Origin of the sequence: Clostridium sp. (genome assembly GCF_050717535.1) — a bacterium.
In the GTDB taxonomy this organism is placed as follows: domain Bacteria; phylum Bacillota; class Clostridia; order Clostridiales; family Clostridiaceae; genus Clostridium_AD.
This window is the reverse complement of the sequence record NZ_JBOITM010000095.1, coordinates 13,509-37,752: the sequence shown is the minus strand read 5'-3', so window position 1 is coordinate 37,752 and position 24,244 is coordinate 13,509. Positions and strand designations below refer to the sequence as shown.

Sequence of the window (24,244 nt, the reverse complement as noted above, 5' to 3'; positions counted from 1 at the left end):
TCCCCCTCACTATTCCATATACTTACTAGCAAGTGCCATTACATTTTCCTCTGTAGCTGTTTTACCATCAACAATACCAGAAAGATGTCCCTCACACATTACCATTATTCTGTCAGACATACCTAAAAGTTCAGGTAGTTCAGAAGATATCATTATAATACTTTTACCTTGATTCGCAAGTTCTGTAATAATTGTATATATTTCAAATTTTGCACCTACATCGATACCACGTGTTGGTTCATCAAGAATTAGGATATCTGGAGCCGTAAGAAGCCATCTAGCTAATAATACTTTCTGTTGATTACCACCAGACAAATTTTGTATAAGTTCTTTAAATGAAGGTGTTTTTATATTCAATTGCTTCATGCTCTTAAGCGAATCTTCTCTTCGCTTACTATCATTTAATATTCCCACTTTATTAAGATATTTCCACTGGTTTGCTACTACAATATTTTCCAATACTGATAGCACTGGAAATATTCCTGTAGCCCTACGTTCTTCTGTAATTAAAGCCATACTATATTTTTTTGCTTCAATTGGGGACTTAATGGTAACTTGTTTATCATTTCTGAAAATCTTTCCAGACTCCAAACTCCTAAGACCAAAAATTGCTTCCATAACCTCTGTTCTTTGAGCCCCTACAAGACCACCTACACCAAGTATTTCTCCTTTTCTAAGATTAAAAGAAACACCCTTGAAGGATCTTAGATAAGGTGAAGTGAATCCTTCAATTCTTAAGACTTCTTCACCAGGCACATTGTTTCTATCTGGAAATCTATTAGTCAAATCACGTCCTACCATTTTTTTAATTATCATATCAGTTGTAAGATCTTTAGCATCCCAAGTGCCCATCATCTTCCCATCTCTCATTATAGATACTTCATCAGAGATTTTGAGGATTTCTTCCATTTTATGAGATATGTAAATTATTGCAACTCCTGTCTTTTGCAAGCCACGAATTATTCTAAATAAATGGTCTACCTCAGTTTCAGAAAGAGATGATGTAGGCTCATCCATAATTATTACTTTTGCATTGTAAGAAACCGCCTTTGCTATTTCCATCTGTTGTACTATAGAAACAGATAAATTTCCCACTATTGTATTCGGATTAACATCCAGTCCAAGACTTTTAAAAAGCTCTTGTGTATCCTTGTACATTTTTTTCTCATCAACTAATTTAAAAGGTCCAATTCCATGCATTGGTAAACGTCCAAGCCACATATTTTCCATTACATTACGAAATTTAACTGGGTGAATCTCTTGATGAATCATGGCTATTCCAAGATTCAATGCTTCTTTTGAATTGTTTGTTACTACCTCTTGACCATCTAAAAGTATTTCTCCTGAATCCTGTGTGTATATACCAAAAAGACATTTCATAAGTGTAGATTTACCCGCACCATTTTCACCCATTAGGGCATGTACCTTACCAGCACGTACTTTAAGAGTTACATCGTCTAATGCCTTTACACCAGGAAACGTTTTGGATATATTATTTAACTCCAGCAAATAATTATCTTCCTTCATTGTAATGCCTCCTGTATACCATAATTATAAATAATTTCTATGAATTCATTAACAAACCAAAGTACAATAGAATCCTATTGTACTTTAGTTAATTTTAAAACATTTAATAAACTATAAATATAGTGATTTATTTAGCATCAGCCATGTTAGCTTTAGTAATTGGTTTGTAATCTATCCATACATATTTACTATCTGTTAAAGTATAACCAACATTTTCAGTAGTTGGAACCTTACCTTCAGCAAGTAATTGTGAAATTTTAAAAGTAGCAATTCCTTGGTTTTTAGCATCATTAAGTACTGTTCCAAGTAGTGTTCCATCAGCTAGTGCTGCAATTCCTGGAGCTGTAGCATCTACACCAACAACAGGCATGAATTTACCATCTTTAAAGTATCCTTTAGCTTGTAATGCTGATATAGCACCAAGCGCCATGTCATCATTATTAGCAAGTACTGCTTCAATTTTATCACCATTAGCAGCTAAAATTGATTGTAATTTATCTTGTGCTTTAACACGATCCCACATACCAGTATCACTAGCTATTACATTAACCTTTATTCCTTCTTTTACTATTTCTTCAATGGAAGATTTAGTTCTTGCTATAGCATCAGGATGTCCTGGTTCGCCAGTAAGCATAACATAATCCATAACTCCATCTTTATTTTTATCTGCTTCTGGATGAGCTTTCCAATATTCTGCTAAAATCTTACCTTGCATTATTCCAGATTGCTCAGGTTTTGCTCCTACATAATAAAGTTTATCCCACTTAGCCATGTCAGCAGCTGCAGGCATACGATTAAAGAATACAACTGGAATTTTAGCTGCTTGTGCCTTAGTTACAATTGCACCTGCTGCTGCAGAATCAACTGGATTTATTTCTAATGCATTTACTTTTTTAGTTATAAACAAATCAATTTTATCATTTTGAGTCGCTGATGAGTTTTGGCTATCAACAATTTCCACATTTGATTTAGCTTCAGTTGCAGCTGCAGATATTGCGTTACGAACCCCTGTCATGAAGGTATCATCAAATTTGTAAATTGTACATCCTATAGATACCTTTTTAGCCTCACTGGTTGTTGCTGTTGTTGCACTTGGTGTTGTTGGAGTTTTACTTGAACAGCCTGCTAATAAAGTAGTAGCCATTGCTGTTACTAACATCATTGTAATTGCTTTTTTCATGAAATTTTCCCCCTCTAATTTTTAATGTAAACGTTAACCTGTATTAATAATAACATCAAAAGGATTTATTATTAATACAAAATCCTACTATGATATATTAAAATCCTACTGTTCTTCAATATAATGTTAATTACTAACTATTTATATGCCTGTTCTGCTACATCAATATTATCTTTTATTATAGTTACATAAGGGATACGTACATACTTATTCTTTGTTATCTTCCAAGAAGTACCGCTCACAACATTTTTACCATTTGCAGCATTTGTAACTAAATCAATTATTGCCTTGCCTTGACTGCTTGCATCATTTAATACCGTTCCAACCATGGTACCCGCTTTTATCTTTTTAACAGCATCTGGAATAGCATCAATTCCAACAACAGGAATAAATTTCTCTTCAGATAAATACCCTGCTTTTTCAAGCGAATCTAACGCACCCAGTGCCATGACGTCGTTATTAGAAATTACAAATTCTATTCTATTATTAAATTTAGATATCCATCCGTCCATTTTTTCCTTTGCTTTTGCAGCATCCCACATTGCCGTAGATGATGCTAACTCTTCTACGGGAATACCTGCCTTTTTAATTTCATCTAGTGCATATTTGCTTCGAGCCTCAGCATCTGGATGCCCTGGCTCACCCTTAAGTAATACATAGGATAGCTTGCCATCTTTATTTTTATCCCATTTATTTTTATTTTCATTCCAAAGGTCTACTATCATTTTTCCTTGCAAAATTCCTGATTCCTTTGAATCCGTACCTACAAACCATGCTTTATCATAACTGTTTAATACTTGCGTACCTGGTTCCTTATTAAAAAATATAACCGGTAAATTAGCAGCTTTTGCTTTAACAATTACATCTTTTGCTGCCCTTGGGTCAACTAAATTTATTGCCAGCGCTCGTACTCCCTTTGAAATCATTGTGTCTACTTGTTGTAATTGTGTATTTTGATCATTTTGAGAGTCATTCATATTCAATGCTATTCTTCCATATGCATCATTTTCCATAGAATTACGTATATAAGACATAAATTCGTCATCATATTTATAGATAGTTGCGCCTACTTTGGGTAATTCGCCCTTATATCCAGCCTTTGAATAAGCAATCCTGTTTATACCCACTTTTAAAATTAATACCACAATAAAACACATTGCCAAAGCTATTATAATTTTTTTTATATTATTCATTAGCATTCTCCCTATATATTTATTGTGTAAAAGGAAATAGTATCTTTTGATTTTGAGGTAAGTACATATTCTTCCTATCTATTACAACTACTCCAGTGTCCACATACTTTGAGATTTTCTTGTTTTGCAAATTTAAAACTGCATATTTAACTGCTAAATAGCCCATTCCAAAAGGACTTTGAGTTACAGTAGCTTGAATTACATTTTTTTCTAAAAATTCTATTTCTTCTGGAGTATTATCAAATGTAATGACGTTTACCTTACCTGCAAAACCTATTTCATCAATTGCCTGTGCTACTCCTATAGAGCTAATATAATTTAATGCTATTAGTGTATTAACTTTATCATCGCCTAATACAAGTTTTTTGGTAAGCACTGATGCGCTTTCTGAATCTGCTGCTACATAATCCATATATACAACCTTTATTTGTGGATTTTTTGAAATTACAGACCGCAATCCCTTCTCCCTATCCTTATTATTAGCTGCCCCTTCAACAAAATTTATAATAGCAACTCTTGAATTTGCATCACATAGCGATACAAGCTTTTTACCCGCCATTTCACCAGCTTTAACATTATCTGTAGCTATGTAACTACTTATTTTATTAGAATTTAATTTACTATCTATAACAATTACCGGTATCTTTCCACTTATAGCTTTTTCAGCCACGTTTATAAGCCTATTATAATCACCTGGTGCCAATATCAGTGCATCCACTTTTCTTTCAATAGCTGCGTTCACAAGGGCTATTTGCCCATCAATGTCATTTTCATCACTAGGTGAAGTAAAGTCTACCTTTACATTAAATTCCTGTGCTGCAACCTCAGCACCCATTCTAACATTTTTAAAGTAGTCACCACTTTGAGTTTTTAATATTAATGAGATCTTTTTAGGTTCATCCTCCCCCTTAGTATTTATATTTATAATTCCAAACAAAAAGGGTGATACAAGGAGTATAATAAACAAAAACATTAATAATATATTTCTTTTAGACATTTTGTGCACCCCAGATCTATTCTTTTGTAAGAGGCAACCAGATTTTAATTGTAGTCCCCTCTTCAAGTTCACTTTGTATTTCAAGACCAAATTCTGTGCCATAACTTAATTGAATTCTCTCATGTACATTTTTAACTCCAACTCCTGACCCCGAATTATCTTTTCCTCTATACTCAAGTAAGTTCTTCAATTTTCCCGGTTCAATTCCCAGCCCATTGTCAGATATTTCATACAATAATTTACCACTGGTAATAGATGCTGATATTTTTATAGACCCTTCATCTACCATATATTCAATACCATGATAAATTGAGTTTTCTATAAGCGGTTGCAATATTAATTTTAAGGTTTTATATTCTAGAACTTCTTTTTGCACTATAATTTCAAACACAAACTTATTTTTATATCTAATCTTTTGAATTATCAAGTAGTTTTTTGCATGTTCCATTTCTTCTCGGACTGTAATTATATTTTTACCCCTACTTATACTTATTCTAAATAATTTAGCAAGAGCGGTTACCATTGTTATTACACCATCATTTTTCTCGTTTTCAGCCATCCAAACTATTGAGTCTAAGGTATTGTATAGAAAATGTGGATTAATCTGTGCTTGCAATGCATCCAATTCACTTTTCTTTTTTGCTTCTTGCTCTATTACTATTTGTGCCATAAGATATCTCACCTTAGAAATCATCAAATTAAAGGCAGTAGATAATCTTTCCACCTCATCTTCACCTTTAACGTCAATATATATATTAAAGTCTCCCGCCTCTACCATTTTCATGGACTGTTCTAACTGTTTTATTGGATGTGAAATTTTAGCTGATATGAATCCAAATATAAAAATAATTATTATTATACAAACAAATAAAATCCAGCCTATAAAGTTAAAACTAGTTTCTTTAAAATCTAATATTTCTGAAACATATGCAACTGCTACAACCTTCCAATTAGTGTAATTCACTGTTTTTATTGTTATAAGTTGCTTACCTTCATCAGAATTTTCTAAATAACTACCTAAGTAATCCTCACGGTTCTCAGATTTTAAACCTATGTTAATAAGCTGTTGTTCTGGATGATATATAATATTATTATCAGAATCAACAATATAAATATAGCCTCTTTTTCCTATAGATATATTTTGGCAAAGCTGACCTATAGTGCTGTAATTCATGTCAACTAGAAGCACTCCACGCAGCTTTTCCTTACCTCTATAAAAATATATAACTCTACTTAATGAAACAACCCAATCATGTTTTCCTTTAAAAAGATTTTGAACATGTGGCAAAGAAAACTTGACGTTATCTGATTTATTTAAGACTGATTTGAACCAATCTTGATCGATGACGTTTACATTATCCTTTAATACTGAATTAGATGATCCTACTATAAGTTCTCCCTTATCTGAAAAAACTGCTAGACTTGCAATGTCCCCTCTAATATTCTGTATTACATTCATTTGATCTTTAAGCTTATTATTTGGAATATGTTGATTTAAATAAATATTTTTATCTAATAAATTGGATACTTCCTTTGTGCTCTTTAAATAATACTCAATATTTGAGTTCACTTGATTAACTAGTTGTTTTGTACTCAAGGTAGCATTATCTTCTAGGGAAATTGAAAATTTATTATAAATTACGATTCCAACAAAAAGCATAGCCAAAACTGTAATCAGTGTAAATGATATGGTTATAATAAATTGTATTCCCCGTACTTTAAAGGTGGTAATTGCGGTCTTGTATGGATGCTTCAAAAACCTTTTAATCCTGCTTTCCAAAATTTCATCTCCTCTATGGCATAAAAAATGTTTTATTAATTATTTCTATACTCTGATGGTGAAATTCCAAAATGTTTTTTGAAGCAGTAACTAAAATAATTTGGTTCTGAATATCCAACTTTATAAGCAATTTCAAAAGACTTCATATTTGTAGCCTTAATTAGCTCCTTTGATGCATCTAGTCTAATTTGAGTCAAATAATTTATAAAGGTCATTTTTGTTTCTTTTTTAAAAATAAAACTGAAATAGGTTGGGCTTATATACAGATAATTACAAAGGCTATTAATGGTTATAGTACTATCACTATAATGTTTACTTATATATGCCTTTGTTTTTTCAACTAAAAGTGTACAACTATCTTGCCTATCTTTTGTGATGTAGTTCATTATTTTAACAGATATATATTGAAACCATTTCTTAACTTGATTTATATCATTAAATCCGTATAATTCTACAAACAAATTATAATTTTCACCAAAAACATAAGATAAATCTACATTTAAGCTTTCTGCAGTTTTAATTATAGTTGTAAGTATTTCTAATAAATATATTTGAAAATGTTTAAATGGCCCCTTTGAATCTAAAAGTTTATAAAATAAACCATCTATTATTTCGATAATTTCACTTTCTGTTCCCACTTTTATAGAACTTCTAAGATCATGTTCCATAATTTCATCAAAAACTATTTTTTCACTGCTGCTTGGCTCAATATCTTCTATCCAAATGATTCGATTGCTTCCCATTATAAATCTATAGTCTAAAGCAAGAATAGCATTGTCATAAGAATCAGAAATATAAGAAACATCATTTATAATTGTACCAAGACCAATTATAATAGTTAGTTTTAAATACTTTTCAATATTCTGTTTTATTTCTTCAAGTGTGGATTGAACACTGTTAAAAATAAAGCCTCTATCCTCTTCCAAATATGGACTAATTAGTACAATCATATCGTTATGTATAAAAACTATTCCACTATTATTTTTTGAAAGGATTTCTTCAATTATATTAAGTACTGCAAATTTCATAAGTTCTAATTCGTTACTGTTATCAATTTTAGAGGCCTTATACGTACCTTTGTTATCAATATTTATAACCGCTACAATAAATCGATTCCCTCTTAAATTAATATCATAATTTTTACATTTTTCATGTATTTCTGCACTACTTAATTTGCTAGTAATTAGATAAGTAAGAAATTTTTCTTTCAGTATAGGTAAGCTTTTAATATAATGTTCTTCCAAAACTTGCATATCCTTTTTTTTCAACATTTCCTTATCAATTTGTTCTTTTACCCTCAAAAGCACCTCAATAAATTCCTTGGAGCAAATAGGTTTTAGTGCATATTCAATTACATTTAGATTTACTGCCTTTTGCGCATATTCGAATTTATCAAAACCTGTTAGTATTATTATTTTGATGGTAGGAAATCTTTTTTTTAATTCTTCGGAAAGTTGAAGTCCATCCATGAATGGCATTTTAATATCAGTTATAACTACATCTGGAGTGAATTTTTCTGCCATTTCTAAGGCATCTCTACCATTCTCAGCTTCTCCCACTAATTCAAAACCATATTGCGCCCATTTTATCTTTTGTATAATACCTTTTCTTACTTCTTCTTCATCATCCACTAAAATCAACTTATACATATTGTCCCCCTATGTACCATTTATCACAATTTTTCGTTAATTTTCCATCAACTTTATGTCACAATTATACCATATTATGAAAAATTTTATATACTGTTCATGAAGAGACTTCTGCTATACTTGCTACTTTTTTTATTGTTGACATTTGTATTAGCTCCTCATCAAAAAATTTTATTATTTTGATGAGGAGCTAATACATTGGAAGTCCACTAATTATCTCTAATTAAAACATAAATTCTTGAAGTAAAGTCTCCATTTTCAAGTTCACTAAAGTTTTCATTAAATCCAGTAAAATTATTATTAACAATTAAGCCAATATTCATAAGCTCATCTCCATAATGTTTGGATCCAATTGACTTTATGTTATATAGTGCATCATTGTCAAGACCCACTAGTTTAAGCCTCTCATAACCTGGATTCGGTTTGTTTAATATTTTATAACGACCTACTATAGCAGTTTTTTTATCTTGGGAGACAATCATCCACGCAATAACATTAGTATCATTTTCAAAAGGACTATTAAGCCTATAAAAAATACCCTTTTGAATAATTTCTCTATATTTCTTATAAAATTCTATTTGACTTTTAATTTTCATTTTATCTTTGTCATTTAATTTATTTAAATCCAATTCATAACCAAAAGCCCCAAAATATGCTACATTTGCACGGTTATCAATGCTTGTAATCCTTTTAACCTGATGATTAGGAACCGCCGATACATGTGCCCCCATAGAACTTATAGGATAAACTAATGAAGTCCCATATTGTATTTTCAATCTCTCAACAGCATCTGTATCATCACTTGTCCATGCTTGAGGTGCATAATATAGCATTCCTGGGTCAAACCTTCCCCCTCCACTAGCGCAGGATTCAAAAAGTATATGTGGGAATGTACTAGTTAGTCTTTCATAAAGCTCGTATACCCCCAAAATATATCTATGCATAACTTCTCCTTGTCTTTCGCTTGAAAGTTTTGAAGAATATGCCTCAGTTATATTACGGTTCATGTCCCATTTTATGTATGAAATAGAAGTGTTTTTTAGTATTTCACTCATTTTATTATAAAGGTAATCTACTACCTCTCCTCTAGAAAAGTCCAATACTAACTGATTTCTGCCATGGGATACACTTCTATTAGGTGTACTTATTATCCAGTCTGGATGATTTTCATAGAGTTCACTAACTTTGCTCACCATTTCAGGTTCAAACCAAAGTCCAAATTTCATTCCTATTTCCTCAATCTTTGATGCTAAATCCACAATACCCTTAGGCAATTTGTTTTTATCCACAAACCAATCACCAAGAGATGTGGTATCATCATTTCTCTTTCCAAACCACCCATCATCCAATACAAATAATTCTATTCCTAGTTCTTTTCCAATACTAGCAATATCTAAAATCTTCTTTTCATCAAAATCAAAGTAAGTTGCTTCCCAATTATTCACTAAAACTGGTCTTACTTTATCTCTCCATTCTCCTCTGGCCAGTCTTGTTCTGTATAGAGTATGATAGGTTTGACTCATATAGTTCAGACCTTTATTTGAGTACACCATTACAGCTTCTGGAGTTTGAAATTCTTCATGTTTTTCTAATTTCCACTTAAAACCAAAGGGATTAATTCCAATAGTAACTCTAGAAACTGAATATGCATCTACTTCTACCTGTGCCTTGAAATTTCCACTATACACCAAGCTAAATCCATAGACTTCTCCATTAAACTCATCTGCATTTATAGATTTTAAAGCAATGAAGGGATTATGATTAGCACTGCTTGCTCCTCTTGCACTATAAACAGATTGGATGCCAGGTTGAAGCTTTCTTTCTCTTATATGCCTTTCGCTACTCCAAGCTCCAGAAAGTTGAAGCATTTCATACTCATCACTAGGTAAATCTATACTAGAACTCATACAGTCTGTAATATAAACTTCTTCAATTCCATAATTATTGTATCTAGCAGACCTTGTTATTATTGGATTATCTTCAAATATAGTATAACTTAAAGTAAGTTGTACATTTATTAAATCATCAAAAAGGATTACTTCTAAAGTAGTCGCTTCCTCTTCACTTTCAGCATAAGTAGCTGGAAGTCCCGTAAGTTTCTTTTTACCTTTAAAAATATTGTTAGACTTGTATTTAAAATCCGTAATTCTACTACCATTTTTCTGTAGAATTTCAAAGGCAGGCTCCCTAAAATCAGTAGTGCCATAAGATGGATATTCCTGTTTAACATGTTCAAGAGAGAAACTTAAATCTCCTTCAAATACACAAGCTGTTAAAGCCCTAGCCTCAACTTGAAAAAGATGTTCAAAAGAATCTCTATGCTTAACCTTCTTTCCAAAATATAAATGACCTAATTGATAATTAGGCATAACATTAAAAATATAACTAATTTCATTGTTATATAGATGAAATTCTTTGGTTCTTTCATTAAATAGTATCGGCATAAAACATCCCTACTTTCTTTATATTTAGCAACGGTTTACTTTTTTTAAATTTATTGTAGCTAATATTTAGTAAATAATCAAGTTTTTCTACCTAATATTCAGTATATTTTTACTAAACATATATTGCTCACTATAAAATACTCGTTTTTAGCATTAACATCCTTCTACCGTAGTCTACCTCCATAATTGCCCAGATTACCTCAAAACATAAAAACAGGCCATATACTCTACTTAAAAAGTATATGACCTGCTCTATAATAGATTTAAAATATATTACTGTTTAGCTTCATTCTCGTTTTTTTCCTCATCCTCTATATCATCTAGAGCTTCTTCCAATGCATCCCCTACAGCACCCATAGGTTTACCCCTTTGTTTATCCAAAGTTCGTTTGATTTCCTCCTCAGTATCTTCATTGACATCCTGATCCATATTTTCACTAATATCTTCATTACTATGGCCTTCATTTACGTCAATCTCTTCATCAGCATCTTTTGCATTATTAATAATAATATTTCTTATTTCTTCACTAATCTTCTTAGCCAATAACACCGAAATTGTTCCAACAAATGTAACACCTACCACTGCTAAGGTTATAATTTTTTTATTGGAATTAATTTTTTGCATTCTTTTTTTTCTACTGATGTTTCTGGATAATTTATCTAAATAGTTCATAATACACCTCCTATTTTCATTGCTTTTTTCATTCATTTTATTTTTTTCTTATCAATTATATTTATTCCCCATTAACGAAAAAAAATTCAATTGCTTCATATTATAATTAATCATTATAAAAATGGGTATTTATTGATAATTTTTTCACTATAATTTTACCATAAGTCTTTGAATCCGAATACAATTTTAATATTTAAAATTATTTTTATTTTTTGCCTCTTATAGTATTGATTTTTTCTTCAATATGGTATAAGTTAGAGAAACAGATAAACAAAACAAAATTTAGGGAGTGTAAAATATGTTTTTAATTCCAAGTCCTAATCAATTAGATCTAAAAGAAGGTATATTGCAACTTAGGCGAGATACGGAAATAATCCTAGATTACCAGTGTGATTTTGACGACTTAAATGCTGCTATTTTATTACAGGATGAGATCCAATTGCAATTAGGTTTTAAATTAGTAATTAATAAGACCTTCGATACCTATAATAATAAAATCACAATTAGATTTAATAGAACACCCGGTGAAAAAGAGTCTTACAAATTAACTATTGGTGGAAATTGTATATCAATAGATGCAGCTACTTCAGTAGGTATATTCTATGGAGTACAGACTTTAAGGCAAATTATTAGGCAAAATGGAGCATTACTTCCCAATCTCAAGATAGAAGACAAACCATATTTTATTAACCGAGGATTCTATCATGATGTTACAAGAGGAAAGGTGCCCACACTAAAAACACTTATGGAACTAGTTGACAGAGCCTCTTTTTATAAAATCAATCAATTACAATTGTATATAGAACATACCTTCGCCTTTAAGGGTATGAGTGAAATTTGGATGGACAAAGACCCACTAACAGCTGAGGAAATATTAATACTAGATAAGTATTGTCAAAAGAGACATGTTGAATTAATACCATCCTTGTCTACTTTCGGTCATCTGTATGAAATTCTTAGATCAAAATCTTTCAATGAATTGTGTGAATTAGAAGACAGCCAGGGTGGTGAATACTCCTTTAGTAATAGAATGGTATCACACACACTGGATACAACTAATGCTGGCAGCATAAAACTAGTTGAAAAAATGTTACTGCAATATATTCCTTTATTTAGCTCAAACAAATTTAATATAGGTTGTGATGAAACCTTTGACTTAGGTAAGGGTAAATCAAAGGCTAAAGTAGATAAAGTTGGAGCCGGAATAACCTACGTTGAATTTTTGAACAAGGTAATAGATATAGTTACGAAAAAAGGAAAAAAGGTTATGTTCTGGGGTGATGTAATTTTACATCATCCAGAGCTTTTAAATATTATAGATAAAAATGCCATATGCCTTAATTGGGACTACAGCGAAGATGTCAAGGAAGATGGAACAAAGGCAATCGCCGCAACAGGTAGGGAACAATATGTATGCCCTGGTGTATGGGGCTGGAATCAATTAGTGAACAAGGTTGATAAAGGGTTTGAAAATATTACAAGGATGGTTTCCTATGGTGTTAAATATGGTGCCACCGGTCTTCTCAATACTGACTGGGGTGATTTTGGGCATATAAATTTTTTAAGTAGTTCTATTCCTGGTATGGCATACGGAGCTTCCCTATCATGGAATCCCGATGGAGATAAGAATTTTGAAAATGTATTTAAGGCCTTGTCCATTATAGAGTATGGTGATGAATCACTTCAATTAATATCCCTATTAAATCAATTATCCAAGGAGCAGATTGTAGGCTGGTATGAACTAGTAAATTGGAAGGAAAACTCTAGTGAAGTAACGCATCTTAAACAAGATTATAGTAAACTTGATGATAAAAAGATTTTAGCTGGATACACACTAGCTTGTGAGATAGAAACTAAATTTACTACCTTATCCAAATCTGTACGCATAAATGCCTTTGATCTTCAAGAATTTATTGTTTCCGCAAGAGCGATACAACTTGTAGATAGTTTCTTTCTAAACTTAATTAAGAATGAATATTGTAGGAATGATTTAGATACCCTCTTTACACCAGTGGACTTAGCTGAAAATCTAGAAGTATGGTTTTGTGATTATGCTAAAATTTGGAGGACTAGAAATAAGGAAAGTGAACTATATAGAATTAGAGAGATTATATCTTATACATGCAGTTACTTAAGAAGCATACACTCAGTTGCTTGCTAAATATTATGAAAGATGATTTTAAAAAGCCGATTTCTACATAAACTGTAGGAATCGGCTTTTTCAAAAATCTAATTTAATTGCAGAAACTACTTAATCAATTTATTCTCTCTCAAAAAGTCTTCTGCTACTTTTTCTGGCTTTTGACCAAGCTTATCGACCTTATAATTTAAATCTACCATCTTAGCATCATCTATCTTTCCAGCTAACCCATTAAGTAGAGGTTTAAGCTCTGGATGTTTTTTCAAAGTTTTACTGCTAATTATAGGTACAGCATCATAAGGTGGAAAAAAATGTTTATCATCTTTTAAAACCACAAGTTTAAATGCCTTTAAAAGTCCTTCTGTACTAAACGCATCTACAACATCTGATTTTTTATTGTTTAAGGATGTATATCTTAAACCACCCTCAACTGTACTAACACTTTTAAAATTCAAATTATACTTTTTATTTAAACCTAAATAACCATCTTCTCTATTACTAAACTCTAATGTACAACCAAGTTTAAGTTGATTACCTACCTTTGCTAAATCTGAAATGGTCTTTAGATTATATTTCTCAGCAGTGTCTTGCCTTACGGCTACTGCATAAGTATCATTAAACCCAAGTGGTTTAAGCCACGTTATACCGTAGTTTTTAATATAATAATCACTTACAGTTTTATAAGCTACATCTGAGTCATTAACGAGTTCTGACTTCATAATATCAAGTAGTGCCGTTCCAGTATATTCAGGATACATATCTATTTTACCGTTTTTTAACGCTGTAAAGATAATTCCTGAACCACCTAAATTAAACTTTTTTTCTACTTTTAATTTAGTATTATTTTCTACTAATATTGCCAGCATATTGCCTAATATAGTCTGCTCGCTACTATTATACGAACCTACAACAATTGTATCAGTTTTTCTTGTGGTCATAAATATGCCACCACCTATTAATACAACTGCTAAACAACTAGCTATAATTTTTTGCACTTTATTAAATTTATATTTTTTCTTCCTAGATAGTTTAATTGTACCATCGGCTTTTCTAATTCCTGGAGGTGTAACCCCTTCTTCAATTTTCTCTACAACTGAATCTATTAAAAGTGCCAGTAAACATGCGGGAATTGCTCCACCTAGAATCATATTATTATTAACGGTTTGCACACCTGAGAATACCATATATCCAAGTCCACCAGCACCTACAAAGGCTGCAATTGTCATAAGTCCAACAGCTGTAACTGCTGATATTCTTATACCTGTCATAATTATAGGCAATGCAAGTGGTAATTGAACTAATTTAAGTATTTGTTTACTTGTCATTCCCATACCTTTAGATGACTCAATTACATCTGGATTTATATTTATAAGCCCAGTATATGTATTTTTTATAATAGGAAGCAATGAATATAAAAACACCATTAGTATTGCTGGTGCACTACCTATTCCCATTACTGGTATTAAAAATCCCAGCAAAGCTAAACTAGGTACTGCTTGTATTAAATTAGCAAAACCTATAACCGGACCTGATAACTTTTTAACTCTAGTTATTAGAATACCTAAAGGAACTCCGACAATTATAGCTATAACCACAGCAAATACTGTTAATTCAATATGCTGAAGTGTTAAATCTATTATCTGTGCATGACTTGAAATTACAAAATCTTTAAACCCAACTATTGCATGTATTATTCCCATTACGCCTCAACCTCCTGGTTAATATACTGATTGCTTAGAACAATTAACAAGCTACTTTCAGTAATTAATCCAGCTAATTTTAAATTATCATCTATAACTGGCACATATCCAATTTGAAGTTCATCTATTAATTCTAATATGTCTACTAAGGAATCCGTTAAATTAACAGTTTTAATTTCACGTCCCATAATAGTATTTATCTTTAGAGAACCTGTATAATTCCTTATAATATCTTTTATCGTAACAATTCCTTCTATCTTACTTTCTTTGTTAACAACTAATAAGCTGTCTACACTGTTTGACTTCATGATTTCTAAAGCTTGAACCACTGTCCTATTCCCAGAAATTGTGATTGGATCTGTAATCATAATATCCTTAGCTTTTATAAACCCCGGCTGCTGCCATATTCTATTTTTTCCTATGAATTCTTCAACAAAATCATTAGCGGGATTATTTAGTATTTCTTCTGGCGTATCAAACTGAAGAATATTTCCGTCCTTCATAATGCAAATTCTATCACCAAGTTTAAGAGCCTCATCCATATCGTGAGTTACAAAAATTATTGTTTTTTTAAACTCCTTCTGAAGATTGAACAATTCATCCTGAAGCTGATTTCTTGTAATTGGGTCTAGTGCACTGAAAGGCTCGTCCATAAGAATTATATCAGGATTTGTTGCAAAGGCTCTTGCTACCCCAATTCTTTGTTGCTGACCTCCGCTGAGTTCACATGGGTATCTATCTTCATACTCTTCAGAATCCATTCCTACCATTTTAAAAAGTTCATTTGTTCGCTTCACTATCTTATCTTCTGTCCACTTTTCCAGTCTAGGTACTAGTCCAATATTTTCTCCTACTGTCATATGTGGCAAAAGTCCTGTTTGCTGTATGACATACCCCATTTTTCGTCTTAGTTTTATGTTATCTTCCTTTAATATATCCTTGCCCTCTACATATATATGTCCTGAGGTTGGCGCTATTAACTTATTAATCATTTTTAAAGTAGTTGTTTTACCACAACCACTTTGGCCTACTATAACTACAAACTCTCCTTCATTTACAGTAAAGCTAATATTTTTAATTACAGTTTGATTTTTAAAAACTTTTGTTATATTCTTAAACTCTAACATATTTCCTCTCCTCAATAAAATAATAGAATGTCAGCTAACCTTCATTAGTTATAACCAACAACTTATATGGTATCATAGGACTGTGTGTTTACATAACTCCATAAACTAAGAACAAATGTTATACGTCTATGAATATCGTGCTATAGGCAACATATTGGTAAAAATGATTTATATACTAGACAATACTCCCAATAAGTAGCTATATAGCATTTTTAGGTATTAATATGTCTAAAAATAGCCGATTTATACATAAATTGTAGAAATCGGCTATCTTAATTATTAAATGTAATGCATATATCTATTTAATTAATTTATTTTCTCTTAAAAAATCTTCCGCAACTTTCTCTGGTTTTTCTCCAAGTTTATCCACTTTATAATTTAAGTCTATCATTTTCTCAGCAGTAATCTTGCCGCCTAATTCATTAATTAAATTTTTAAGTTCTGGATGTTCTTCAAGTGTTTTACTATTAACTATAGGTACACAATCATAATTTGGGAAGAAATGTTTATCATCTTTTAAAACCTTAAGTTTATATGACTTTAACAATCCTTCAGTCATAAATGCGTCTATAACATCTACTTTTTTATTCCCTATAGCTGAGTATCTAAGTCCTCCTTCAATTGAACTGAAACTTTTAAATTTAAAATTATATACTTTGCTTATTCCTGAATAACCATCCGCTCTATTACAAAATTCTAATGTAGCACCAAGTACTAGCTTATCGCCCACCTTTGCAAGGTCTGAGATAGTCTCTAGATTATATTTCTTTGCTGTGTCTTGTCTTACTGATAAGGTATAAGTATCATTAAATCCAAAAGGTTTAAGCCAAGTAATACCATAGTTTTTCACGTAATAATCACTTACAACTTTATATGCTTTAGCTGGGTCATTAATTGGTGCTCGTTTCATAATACCAACCAAACTCATTCCAGTATACTCAGGATACATGTCTATTTCACCAGATTTTAATGCAGCATATGCAAGGCCTGAACCTCCTAGATTTAAATGTGTCTCTACATTAATATCTGTATTTTTTTCTATTAATGTTGATAGCATATTACCCAATATAGTTTCCTCAGAAGTGTTGTAACCACCTATCACAATTGTGTCCTTCTTTTGAGTTGCCATGTAGATACCGCTACCTACTAATATAACAGCTAAGCTACTAGCTATTATTTTTTGCATTTTATTAAATTTATATTTTTTTCTCTTAGATAATTTAATTGTTCCATCTGCTTTTCTAATTCCTGGAGGTGTTACCCCTCTTTCAATCTTCTCTACAATAGAGTCCATCAATAGTGCCAGCAAACATGCAGGAATTGCTCCAGCTAGTATCATATTGTTATCTACCGTTTGCACTCCTGAGAATACCATGTATCCTAGTCCACCTGCACCTATGAAGGCTGCAATTGTCATAAGTCCCACCGCAGTGACTGCTGATATTCTTATACCAGTCATAATCACTGGAAAGGCAAGTGGCAATTGAACTAAATTAAGTACTTGTTTATTTGTCATACCCATGCCTTTAGATGACTCTATTACATCTGGATTTATATTCATAAGTCCAGTATAAGTATTTTTTATAATTGGAAGTAGTGAATATAAAAACACCATAAGTATAGCTGGTGCACTACCTATCCCCATTAGTGGTATTAAAAACCCTAATAGTGCTAAACTTGGTACCGCTTGTATTAAGTTTGCTAAACCTATAACTGGTCCCGACATTTTTTTGTATCTAGATATTAAAATACCTAGTGGAATTCCAACAATTATAGCTAAAACCACAGCAAATACAGTTAATTCAATATGCTGAAGTGTTAAATGTATTATTTCTCCTTGCCTTGAAACTACAAAGTCTTTAAAACTTACTATTGCATTTATTATTCCCATTACGCCTCATCCTCCTGGTCAATATACTGATTGCTTAAAACAATTAATAAGCTACTCTCAGTAATTAATCCAACTAACTTTGAACTGTCATCTACAACAGGAACATATCCAATTTTAAGTTCATTCATTAGATTTAATATATCTATTAAAGAGTCATCCAAATTAACGGTTTTAATCTCTGTGCCCATAATAGTATTTACCTTTAGAGAACCTGTGTAATTTCTTATAATATCTTTTATTGTAACAATTCCTTCCAGCTTATCCTCTCTATTAATGATTAATAGACTGTCTACTTTGTTTGCCTTCATAATTTCTAGAGCTTGAACTACTGTTCTATTACCACTAGTTGTAATTGGCTCCGTAATCATAATATCCTTAGCTTTTATAAACCCTGGTTGCTGCCATATCCTATTTTTCCCTATAAATTCTTCAACAAAATTATCAGCTGGGTTGTTTAGAATTTCTTCTGGAGTATCAAATTGAACAATACTTCCACCTTTCATAATACAAATTCTATCACCAAGTTTAAGCGCCTCATCCATATCATGAGTTACGAAGATAATTGTTTTTTTAAACTCTTGTTGAAGATTAAACAATTCATCTTGAAGCTGATTCCTTGTAATTGGGTCTAGTGCACTAAAGGGCTCGTCCATAAGAATTATTTCAGGATTTGTTGCAAAAGCTCTCGCTACACCAATTCTTTGTTGCTGACCTCCGCTTAATTCACAAGGATATCTGTCTATGTATAATTTTGGATCCATGTGTACCATTTCTAAAAGTTCAATTGTCCTTTTATGTATTTCATCCTCTGTCCATTTTTCCAGTCTTGGTATTATTCCAACATTTTCTCCTACAGTCATATGTGGCAACAGTCCTGTTTGCTGTATTACATATCCCATATTCCGTCTAAGTTTAATTGTATCTTCCTTTAATATATTTTTACCATCCAAGTATATGCTCCCTGATGTTGGTGGAATTAACCTATTAATCATTTTTAAAGTTGTGGTTTTCCCGCAACCACTTTGTCCTACTATAACTACAAACTCTCCCTTATTTACAGTAAAACTGATATCCTTAATTACGGTTTGGTTTTTAAAAACCTTGTGTATATTCTTAAACTCTAACATATTTCCTCTCCTCAATAAACTAGTAAAAAGTCAGCGAATTTTTATTAATTGTAACTGACACTCTATATGTTATCATAGGATTGCTTGTTTGCATAACTCCATAAACTATGAACGGATGTTGCAGTTCCATATATATTGGGGTATAGATGATATAAGGGTAAAAATGAAACATATGCTAGCTATTGCTTACATTTTGTAGATATATAGAGTTTAACTGCATAATATGGGTGGTAAATAACTTGTATTATTATTATTTACCACTTTATATTCATTTTAATCAAAAAAAGTCTTCTTACCCTAAGATAAGAAAACTCACAATACATATTTTGTTATAACTTTTACTATTGATTAAAACCTATACTCTTCATAATAATTAAAGCTGTATCCTCTATTGCTCTTTTAGTTACATCAATTGTTAGGCACCTTGTTCTTTTCATTACTTTTTCTGCATAATCTAACTCGTCTAATATTCTTTGATCATTGGAATATTGAAAGCTTGAATTAAGCCCGTTGAATTTGTCCATTCTATGTTTTCTTATTTCGATAAGCACATAAGGATCTATCTTAAGCCCTATAATCTTCTTTCCTGGAATACTATATAACTCTTCTGGAACTGGTACTTCAGGTACTAATGGGATATTAATTGCTTTAATTCCTTTATTAGCTAAATACATACATAAGGGGGTTTTTGAAGTTCTTGAAACACCAATAAGCACTACATCTGCATGTTTTATTCCATTATAATCCCTGCTATCATCATAATGTATAGCATACTCCATGGCTTCTATTCTTTTATAATACTCCTCATCCATGTTCCATATGGCCCCAGGAATATATTCTGGTTGCATACCTAATAACTTAGAAGCAAGACCAATTCCAGGTCCTAGCACATTTGATACAAGTATTCCTTTTTCAACACATCTTTGAACTAAAAATTCTTTTACATCCACCATAATTATAGTGGAAATAACCATTGCTTTAGAATTAGTGTCTATTTTACTAATAAAGTTATTGACATCCTCAGCTGTTTTAATGTGTGGTATTTTTTTTACTACTACACTGTCTGGAAACTGACTTGCTACTGATTTAGCTACAAGTTCAGCTGTTTCTCCTATAGAATCTGATACTGCGTATATTGTTAACATTTTTAGGCTCATCTACTTTCTTTTATATTTTTTCTTTTGTGAATATAATTTTCACGAAAATGAATAAGAGGATTTTCCTGTAGAATTTGCTATATTTATTTAAATTAAATTATCTTTTTTTAATAAATTATATAGTGTAGGATTTAAATTAAATTGCTCCATTAGTGCTTTAACTTCGTTCATTGCACTTTCCTTTATCTCCACTGGTATATTAGCTTTTGAAGCTCTAATTAATATGTTTTTAGGAGAGTGTGATATATCTATAAATTCTAAAAGCTGAGTTTTATATCCAGCGCATTCTAAAATGTTTGCTCTTATCGCATCTGTCATAAGCGCTGAAATTCTTTCTTGTACTATGCCATACTTTGTTAATATAGACAATGATTCTGTTTTAATTTGACTATTAAATTCATGTTGGCAGCATGGAACAGAAAAAATCATCTTTGCATTCCACTTTATTGCATTATATAATGCATAATCAGTAGCTGTATCGCAGGCATGCAAGGTAATAACCATATCCACACTATTAGTATATTTGAATCCATTTATGTCCCCTATCTCAAAATGTAAGTTTTCATAGTTGTATCTTTTAGCTATATCATTGCATTTTTTAATTACATCCTCTTTAAGATCGAGTCCTATCATTTTCACATTGATTTTTTTGATATTTACAAAATAATAGTACAATACAAAAGTTAAATAAGACTTGCCACAACCAAAATCCAATACAGTAAGTTCCTTAAAATCATTTCTTGTAATCTCATCATCAATAATTTCAACAAACCTATTGATTTGTTTATACTTATCATACATTGAATTAACCACTTTGCCCTCTTTTGTAAAAATGCCTAGATCTATAAGAGGCTCTATTATCATGCCCTCTTTAAGAATATAATTTTTCTCTTTATTATGACCTTTATTGGCGAGTTTTATATTATCACCTTTTTTTCTACCTAAATGAGCCTTGCCTTTTTTAGATATTTTAAGATCAAAGGTAGTTGTGTTTGACCACGCATCCACTTGTTTATAATTAGATGATATAGTATCTAAAAGCTTTTCTTCCAGAATATCTATACTTATATTTTCATGGAAAATTTGCTTATCAGTGTATTTCTCTATTTGATAGTATTGTTTCTCTTTGTCTTCTTTTAATACAAAAATTATTTTATTGAATTCAACATCCTTATTAGATTTATTACTAATAACTAATTTTAGAATATCCTGTTGTATAATTTCATTTATGGCATTCTTTAAGTTTTCCATTTCAACACACCTTTTTATTTATTTTAATCCTACTTTTATTGTAATTATATCATTAAACATCAAATTAATTAACTAAATAAAAGAGAGACTCTATAAAAGATTCTCCCTTTTGCTTTGAATTCATTCTTTAATTCAATATCTCTATTTTCTGATTACTTACAATTTCGTATAATACATTATTAACTTTTAGATTAACTGGACAATCACATTGAATTGTTATTTCTGTTTTATCCACTTTCATATCCACCTGAACCTGAGCGCCTTTATATAAAAATTTAAATTTAAGTCCCTTCCACTTTTCAGGAAGCTTTGGTGCAAGTGAAATATAATTTTCTTTTATTCTCAGACCCGCAAATCCATAGACTATTGCCATCCAGGTTCCACCCATATTAGCAGTATGAACCCCGTCTTTAGTGTTTCCATGAGTATCATCTAAATCTAATCTAGCTGTTTCTATAAAATATTCGTATGCTTTTTTAGTATATCCTATCTTAGATGCCATAATGCTGTATGCCGCACAAGATAAGGATGAATCATGAGTTGTTATTTTCTCATAATAATCATAGGAATTTTTAATGGTTTGGATATCTGATTCATCTTCCACAAGAAAATGTGCAAGTACAGTATCTGCCTGCTTTAATACTTGGTATCTATAAATAGTTAGTGGATGATAATTTAGTAATAGTGGATATTTTTCTTTTGGAGTATTTTTAAAATCCCATACAGCTTTAGATAAAAAGCTATCATCTTGGGCATTTATTTTAAGTTCTTCATCATAGGGCAAACACATATTTTCATAGGCGCATACAAACTGCTGTATCTCTTTCAGAGGCAAACTTATTTTATTACATAAGCTATTTAACATTTCTGAATCCTTGTCTAAGAGTTCATAATACAATTTTGTTGCCCATTTTAAATTATATTTTGCCATAACATTTGTGTAGTAATTATTATTTACTATGGCAGTATATTCATCTGGTCCTGTTACCGCATCAATCTTAAATTGTCCCTTGTGAAAATGCCCTATCTCAATCCATATCCTTGCAGTTTCAAAAACAACTTCTGCTCCACACTCTTTTATAAAATCTATATCTCCTGTAGCTAAATAGTATTGTATATAAGAATAAGCTATGTCTGCGTTAATGTGGTATTGAGCAGTTCCCCCTGGGAAATAAGCTGAGCACTCCTCCCCTATTATAGTTCTCCATGGATAAGCTGCACCCTTTTTATGTCCTAATTCTCTTGCTCTTTGCCTTGCACTATCTAAAATGGAAAAGCGATATTTTAAAAGACCCTTTGCAAGTTCCGGTTGACATAGTGTAAAGAAAGGCAACATATAAATTTCAGTATCCCAAAAATAATGTCCTTCGTAACCTTCTCCACTTAAGCCCTTCGCTGCTATGTTACTTTTAGAATCCTTCCCCACTGCTTGAAGAAGTTGAAATAGATTATATCTGAGCCCCAGTTTAAGTTTTTCATCTCCCTGAATATTAATATCTGCCAGACTCCAAAACTCCTTTAAATAATCTCTTTGTTCATTTAATATTTTTTCAAAAGGTTCAAGGCTTATCTTCTCTGCTATATCTATACCTTGGCTCACTAAATTTTTATAACGCCTAGAATCTGTGTATACATTATATTTAGTAAAGTTTATTATTTCTTTTCCAGGCTCTGTTTTAAAGATGATTTTTGCTACTTTGTAAGCATTTTCAAGAGAAATTTTACAATTAACATTGCAGCTATGCTTTGTTGTAACAGCTACAAGCTTCTTAGAGTTTTCTGTTTCTGACACCACCTGCATAATATCATTTTCTACTACCATAGATTTTACAGATAAAATATTAGCATGCCCCGCACCTAATCGAGGATCACTCTCATCTGTAAAGTTTGTTACATTTCCATCAATTTCAGATTCTATAATAATTCCCTCATCAAAATTAACTTTTTCTATCTCATAATTAATAGTGAATAGTTCCAAATATTTTAATGAAGCGAGTCTTGTTATCACTATCTTAAGTTCTTTTCCCAGTGGCGAAACCCACCATATTTCTCTAACATAGCAGCCATCTTTCATGTCAAGATATCTGTTAAAATTTTTTACAGTTCCTTCAAACAGAGAAAACCTCTCTCCATTAATTATTATATTAACATTTTGTGCATCTGTAATATTTACTATTTTTTGCATCTTTTCTGGAAAAGCATAGGCTTTTTCACCATATTGAATAGGAGCTTCCTCATAAAACGCATTTATGTATGATCCTCTAATTGTTCCGTAGTTGTCAGGATATTTTTCTTCAAAGTTTCCTCTAATTCCTATATATCCATTGGAAACATTAAAAATGCTTTCGTTTTTTAATAAATCTTCTTCATTTAAACTATTATCGCTAATAATCCATCCATTTTTCATAA

16 protein-coding genes are annotated in these 24,244 nt (G+C 31.3%); 1 reads left to right on the top strand and 15 read right to left on the bottom strand.

From position 1 onward, the window contains the following. Positions 1-9: 9 nt before the first annotated feature. The 8 genes from ACREVU_RS21260 to ACREVU_RS21225 form a co-directional block, all read right to left on the bottom strand. Complete coding sequence (locus ACREVU_RS21260) at positions 10-1,527, bottom strand: sugar ABC transporter ATP-binding protein (RefSeq protein ID WP_431553603.1); 1,518 nt, start codon at positions 1,525-1,527, stop codon at positions 10-12. Positions 1,528-1,654: 127 nt separating this feature from the next. Then, a complete protein-coding gene (locus tag ACREVU_RS21255) occupies positions 1,655-2,707 on the bottom strand; it encodes a galactose ABC transporter substrate-binding protein (protein WP_431553602.1) in 1,053 nt (350 codons plus the stop codon). 137 nt (positions 2,708-2,844) lie between these two features. Next, positions 2,845-3,900 (bottom strand): galactose ABC transporter substrate-binding protein, encoded by a 1,056-nt coding sequence (locus ACREVU_RS21250; protein WP_431553601.1) that lies wholly within the window; start codon positions 3,898-3,900, stop codon positions 2,845-2,847. Positions 3,901-3,919: 19 nt separating this feature from the next. After that, the gene (locus ACREVU_RS21245; RefSeq protein ID WP_431553600.1) at positions 3,920-4,897 is read right to left on the bottom strand and encodes a substrate-binding domain-containing protein; all 978 of its coding nucleotides are present in this window, start codon (positions 4,895-4,897) and stop codon (positions 3,920-3,922) included. Between the two features lie 16 nt (positions 4,898-4,913). After that, positions 4,914-6,677 carry a sensor histidine kinase gene (locus ACREVU_RS21240; protein WP_431553599.1) on the bottom strand — a complete coding sequence of 588 codons (1,764 nt, stop codon included), beginning with the start codon at positions 6,675-6,677 and terminating at the stop codon, positions 4,914-4,916. Positions 6,678-6,712: 35 nt separating this feature from the next. Further along, entirely contained in the window at positions 6,713-8,326 is a 1,614-nt protein-coding gene (locus tag ACREVU_RS21235; RefSeq protein ID WP_431553598.1) for a response regulator transcription factor, read from the bottom strand. Between the two features lie 209 nt (positions 8,327-8,535). Further along, positions 8,536-10,770 (bottom strand): alpha-galactosidase, encoded by a 2,235-nt coding sequence (locus ACREVU_RS21230; RefSeq protein ID WP_431553597.1) that lies wholly within the window; start codon positions 10,768-10,770, stop codon positions 8,536-8,538. Positions 10,771-11,043: 273 nt separating this feature from the next. Beyond that, positions 11,044-11,442 (bottom strand): hypothetical protein, encoded by a 399-nt coding sequence (locus tag ACREVU_RS21225; protein WP_431553596.1) that lies wholly within the window; start codon positions 11,440-11,442, stop codon positions 11,044-11,046. A gap of 298 nt (positions 11,443-11,740) precedes the next feature. Between ACREVU_RS21225 and ACREVU_RS21220 the strand changes: the two genes are divergently transcribed. After that, positions 11,741-13,603, top strand: coding sequence for a beta-N-acetylhexosaminidase (locus tag ACREVU_RS21220; RefSeq protein ID WP_431553595.1), 1,863 nt, complete (start codon positions 11,741-11,743; stop codon positions 13,601-13,603). Positions 13,604-13,689: 86 nt separating this feature from the next. Here the strand turns inward: ACREVU_RS21220 and ACREVU_RS21215 are convergent, their stop codons facing one another. The 7 genes from ACREVU_RS21215 to ACREVU_RS21185 form a co-directional block, all read right to left on the bottom strand. Further along, complete coding sequence (locus ACREVU_RS21215) at positions 13,690-15,282, bottom strand: ABC transporter permease/substrate-binding protein (protein ID WP_431553594.1); 1,593 nt, start codon at positions 15,280-15,282, stop codon at positions 13,690-13,692. Continuing rightward, positions 15,282-16,409, bottom strand: a complete 1,128-nt coding sequence (locus tag ACREVU_RS21210; RefSeq protein ID WP_431553593.1) for an ABC transporter ATP-binding protein — start codon at positions 16,407-16,409, stop codon at positions 15,282-15,284. The genes ACREVU_RS21215 and ACREVU_RS21210 overlap by 1 nt, the downstream gene beginning before the upstream one ends. Positions 16,410-16,707: 298 nt before the next feature. Then, positions 16,708-18,300: an ABC transporter permease/substrate-binding protein gene (locus ACREVU_RS21205; protein ID WP_431553592.1), complete on the bottom strand. Its 1,593-nt coding sequence runs from the start codon at positions 18,298-18,300 to the stop codon at positions 16,708-16,710. Further along, positions 18,300-19,427, bottom strand: a complete 1,128-nt coding sequence (locus ACREVU_RS21200) for an ABC transporter ATP-binding protein (RefSeq protein WP_431553591.1) — start codon at positions 19,425-19,427, stop codon at positions 18,300-18,302. The genes ACREVU_RS21205 and ACREVU_RS21200 overlap by 1 nt, the downstream gene beginning before the upstream one ends. A gap of 341 nt (positions 19,428-19,768) precedes the next feature. Next, positions 19,769-20,572: a pyruvate, water dikinase regulatory protein gene (locus ACREVU_RS21195; RefSeq protein ID WP_431553590.1), complete on the bottom strand. Its 804-nt coding sequence runs from the start codon at positions 20,570-20,572 to the stop codon at positions 19,769-19,771. Between the two features lie 99 nt (positions 20,573-20,671). Then, positions 20,672-21,835 (bottom strand): class I SAM-dependent methyltransferase, encoded by a 1,164-nt coding sequence (locus ACREVU_RS21190; protein WP_431553589.1) that lies wholly within the window; start codon positions 21,833-21,835, stop codon positions 20,672-20,674. A 127-nt stretch (positions 21,836-21,962) separates the two neighbouring features. Next, on the bottom strand, positions 21,963-24,242 hold the full coding sequence (locus ACREVU_RS21185) for a glycoside hydrolase family 65 protein (RefSeq protein ID WP_431553588.1): 2,280 nt from the start codon (positions 24,240-24,242) through the stop codon (positions 21,963-21,965). Positions 24,243-24,244 lie beyond the last annotated feature (2 nt).

What these genes read in the sequence shown, in the direction of transcription:
- ACREVU_RS21195 (WP_431553590.1), bottom strand. Translation starts at nt 20,572, where the DNA reads ATGTTAACAATATACGCAGTATCAGATTCTATAGGAGAAACAGCTGAA.
- ACREVU_RS21235 (WP_431553598.1), bottom strand. Translation starts at nt 8,326, where the DNA reads ATGTATAAGTTGATTTTAGTGGATGATGAAGAAGAAGTAAGAAAAGGT.
- ACREVU_RS21210 (WP_431553593.1), bottom strand. Translation starts at nt 16,409, where the DNA reads ATGTTAGAGTTTAAGAATATAACAAAAGTTTTTAAAAATCAAACTGTA.
- ACREVU_RS21220 (WP_431553595.1), top strand. Translation starts at nt 11,741, where the DNA reads ATGTTTTTAATTCCAAGTCCTAATCAATTAGATCTAAAAGAAGGTATA.
- ACREVU_RS21255 (WP_431553602.1), bottom strand. Translation starts at nt 2,707, where the DNA reads ATGAAAAAAGCAATTACAATGATGTTAGTAACAGCAATGGCTACTACT.
- ACREVU_RS21185 (WP_431553588.1), bottom strand. Translation starts at nt 24,242, where the DNA reads ATGAAAAATGGATGGATTATTAGCGATAATAGTTTAAATGAAGAAGAT.
- ACREVU_RS21205 (WP_431553592.1), bottom strand. Translation starts at nt 18,300, where the DNA reads ATGGGAATAATAAATGCAATAGTAAGTTTTAAAGACTTTGTAGTTTCA.
- ACREVU_RS21260 (WP_431553603.1), bottom strand. Translation starts at nt 1,527, where the DNA reads ATGAAGGAAGATAATTATTTGCTGGAGTTAAATAATATATCCAAAACG.
- ACREVU_RS21230 (WP_431553597.1), bottom strand. Translation starts at nt 10,770, where the DNA reads ATGCCGATACTATTTAATGAAAGAACCAAAGAATTTCATCTATATAAC.
- ACREVU_RS21200 (WP_431553591.1), bottom strand. Translation starts at nt 19,427, where the DNA reads ATGTTAGAGTTTAAGAATATACACAAGGTTTTTAAAAACCAAACCGTA.
- ACREVU_RS21215 (WP_431553594.1), bottom strand. Translation starts at nt 15,282, where the DNA reads ATGGGAATAATACATGCAATAGTTGGGTTTAAAGATTTTGTAATTTCA.
- ACREVU_RS21250 (WP_431553601.1), bottom strand. Translation starts at nt 3,900, where the DNA reads ATGAATAATATAAAAAAAATTATAATAGCTTTGGCAATGTGTTTTATT.
- ACREVU_RS21245 (WP_431553600.1), bottom strand. Translation starts at nt 4,897, where the DNA reads ATGTCTAAAAGAAATATATTATTAATGTTTTTGTTTATTATACTCCTT.
- ACREVU_RS21190 (WP_431553589.1), bottom strand. Translation starts at nt 21,835, where the DNA reads ATGGAAAACTTAAAGAATGCCATAAATGAAATTATACAACAGGATATT.
- ACREVU_RS21225 (WP_431553596.1), bottom strand. Translation starts at nt 11,442, where the DNA reads ATGAACTATTTAGATAAATTATCCAGAAACATCAGTAGAAAAAAAAGA.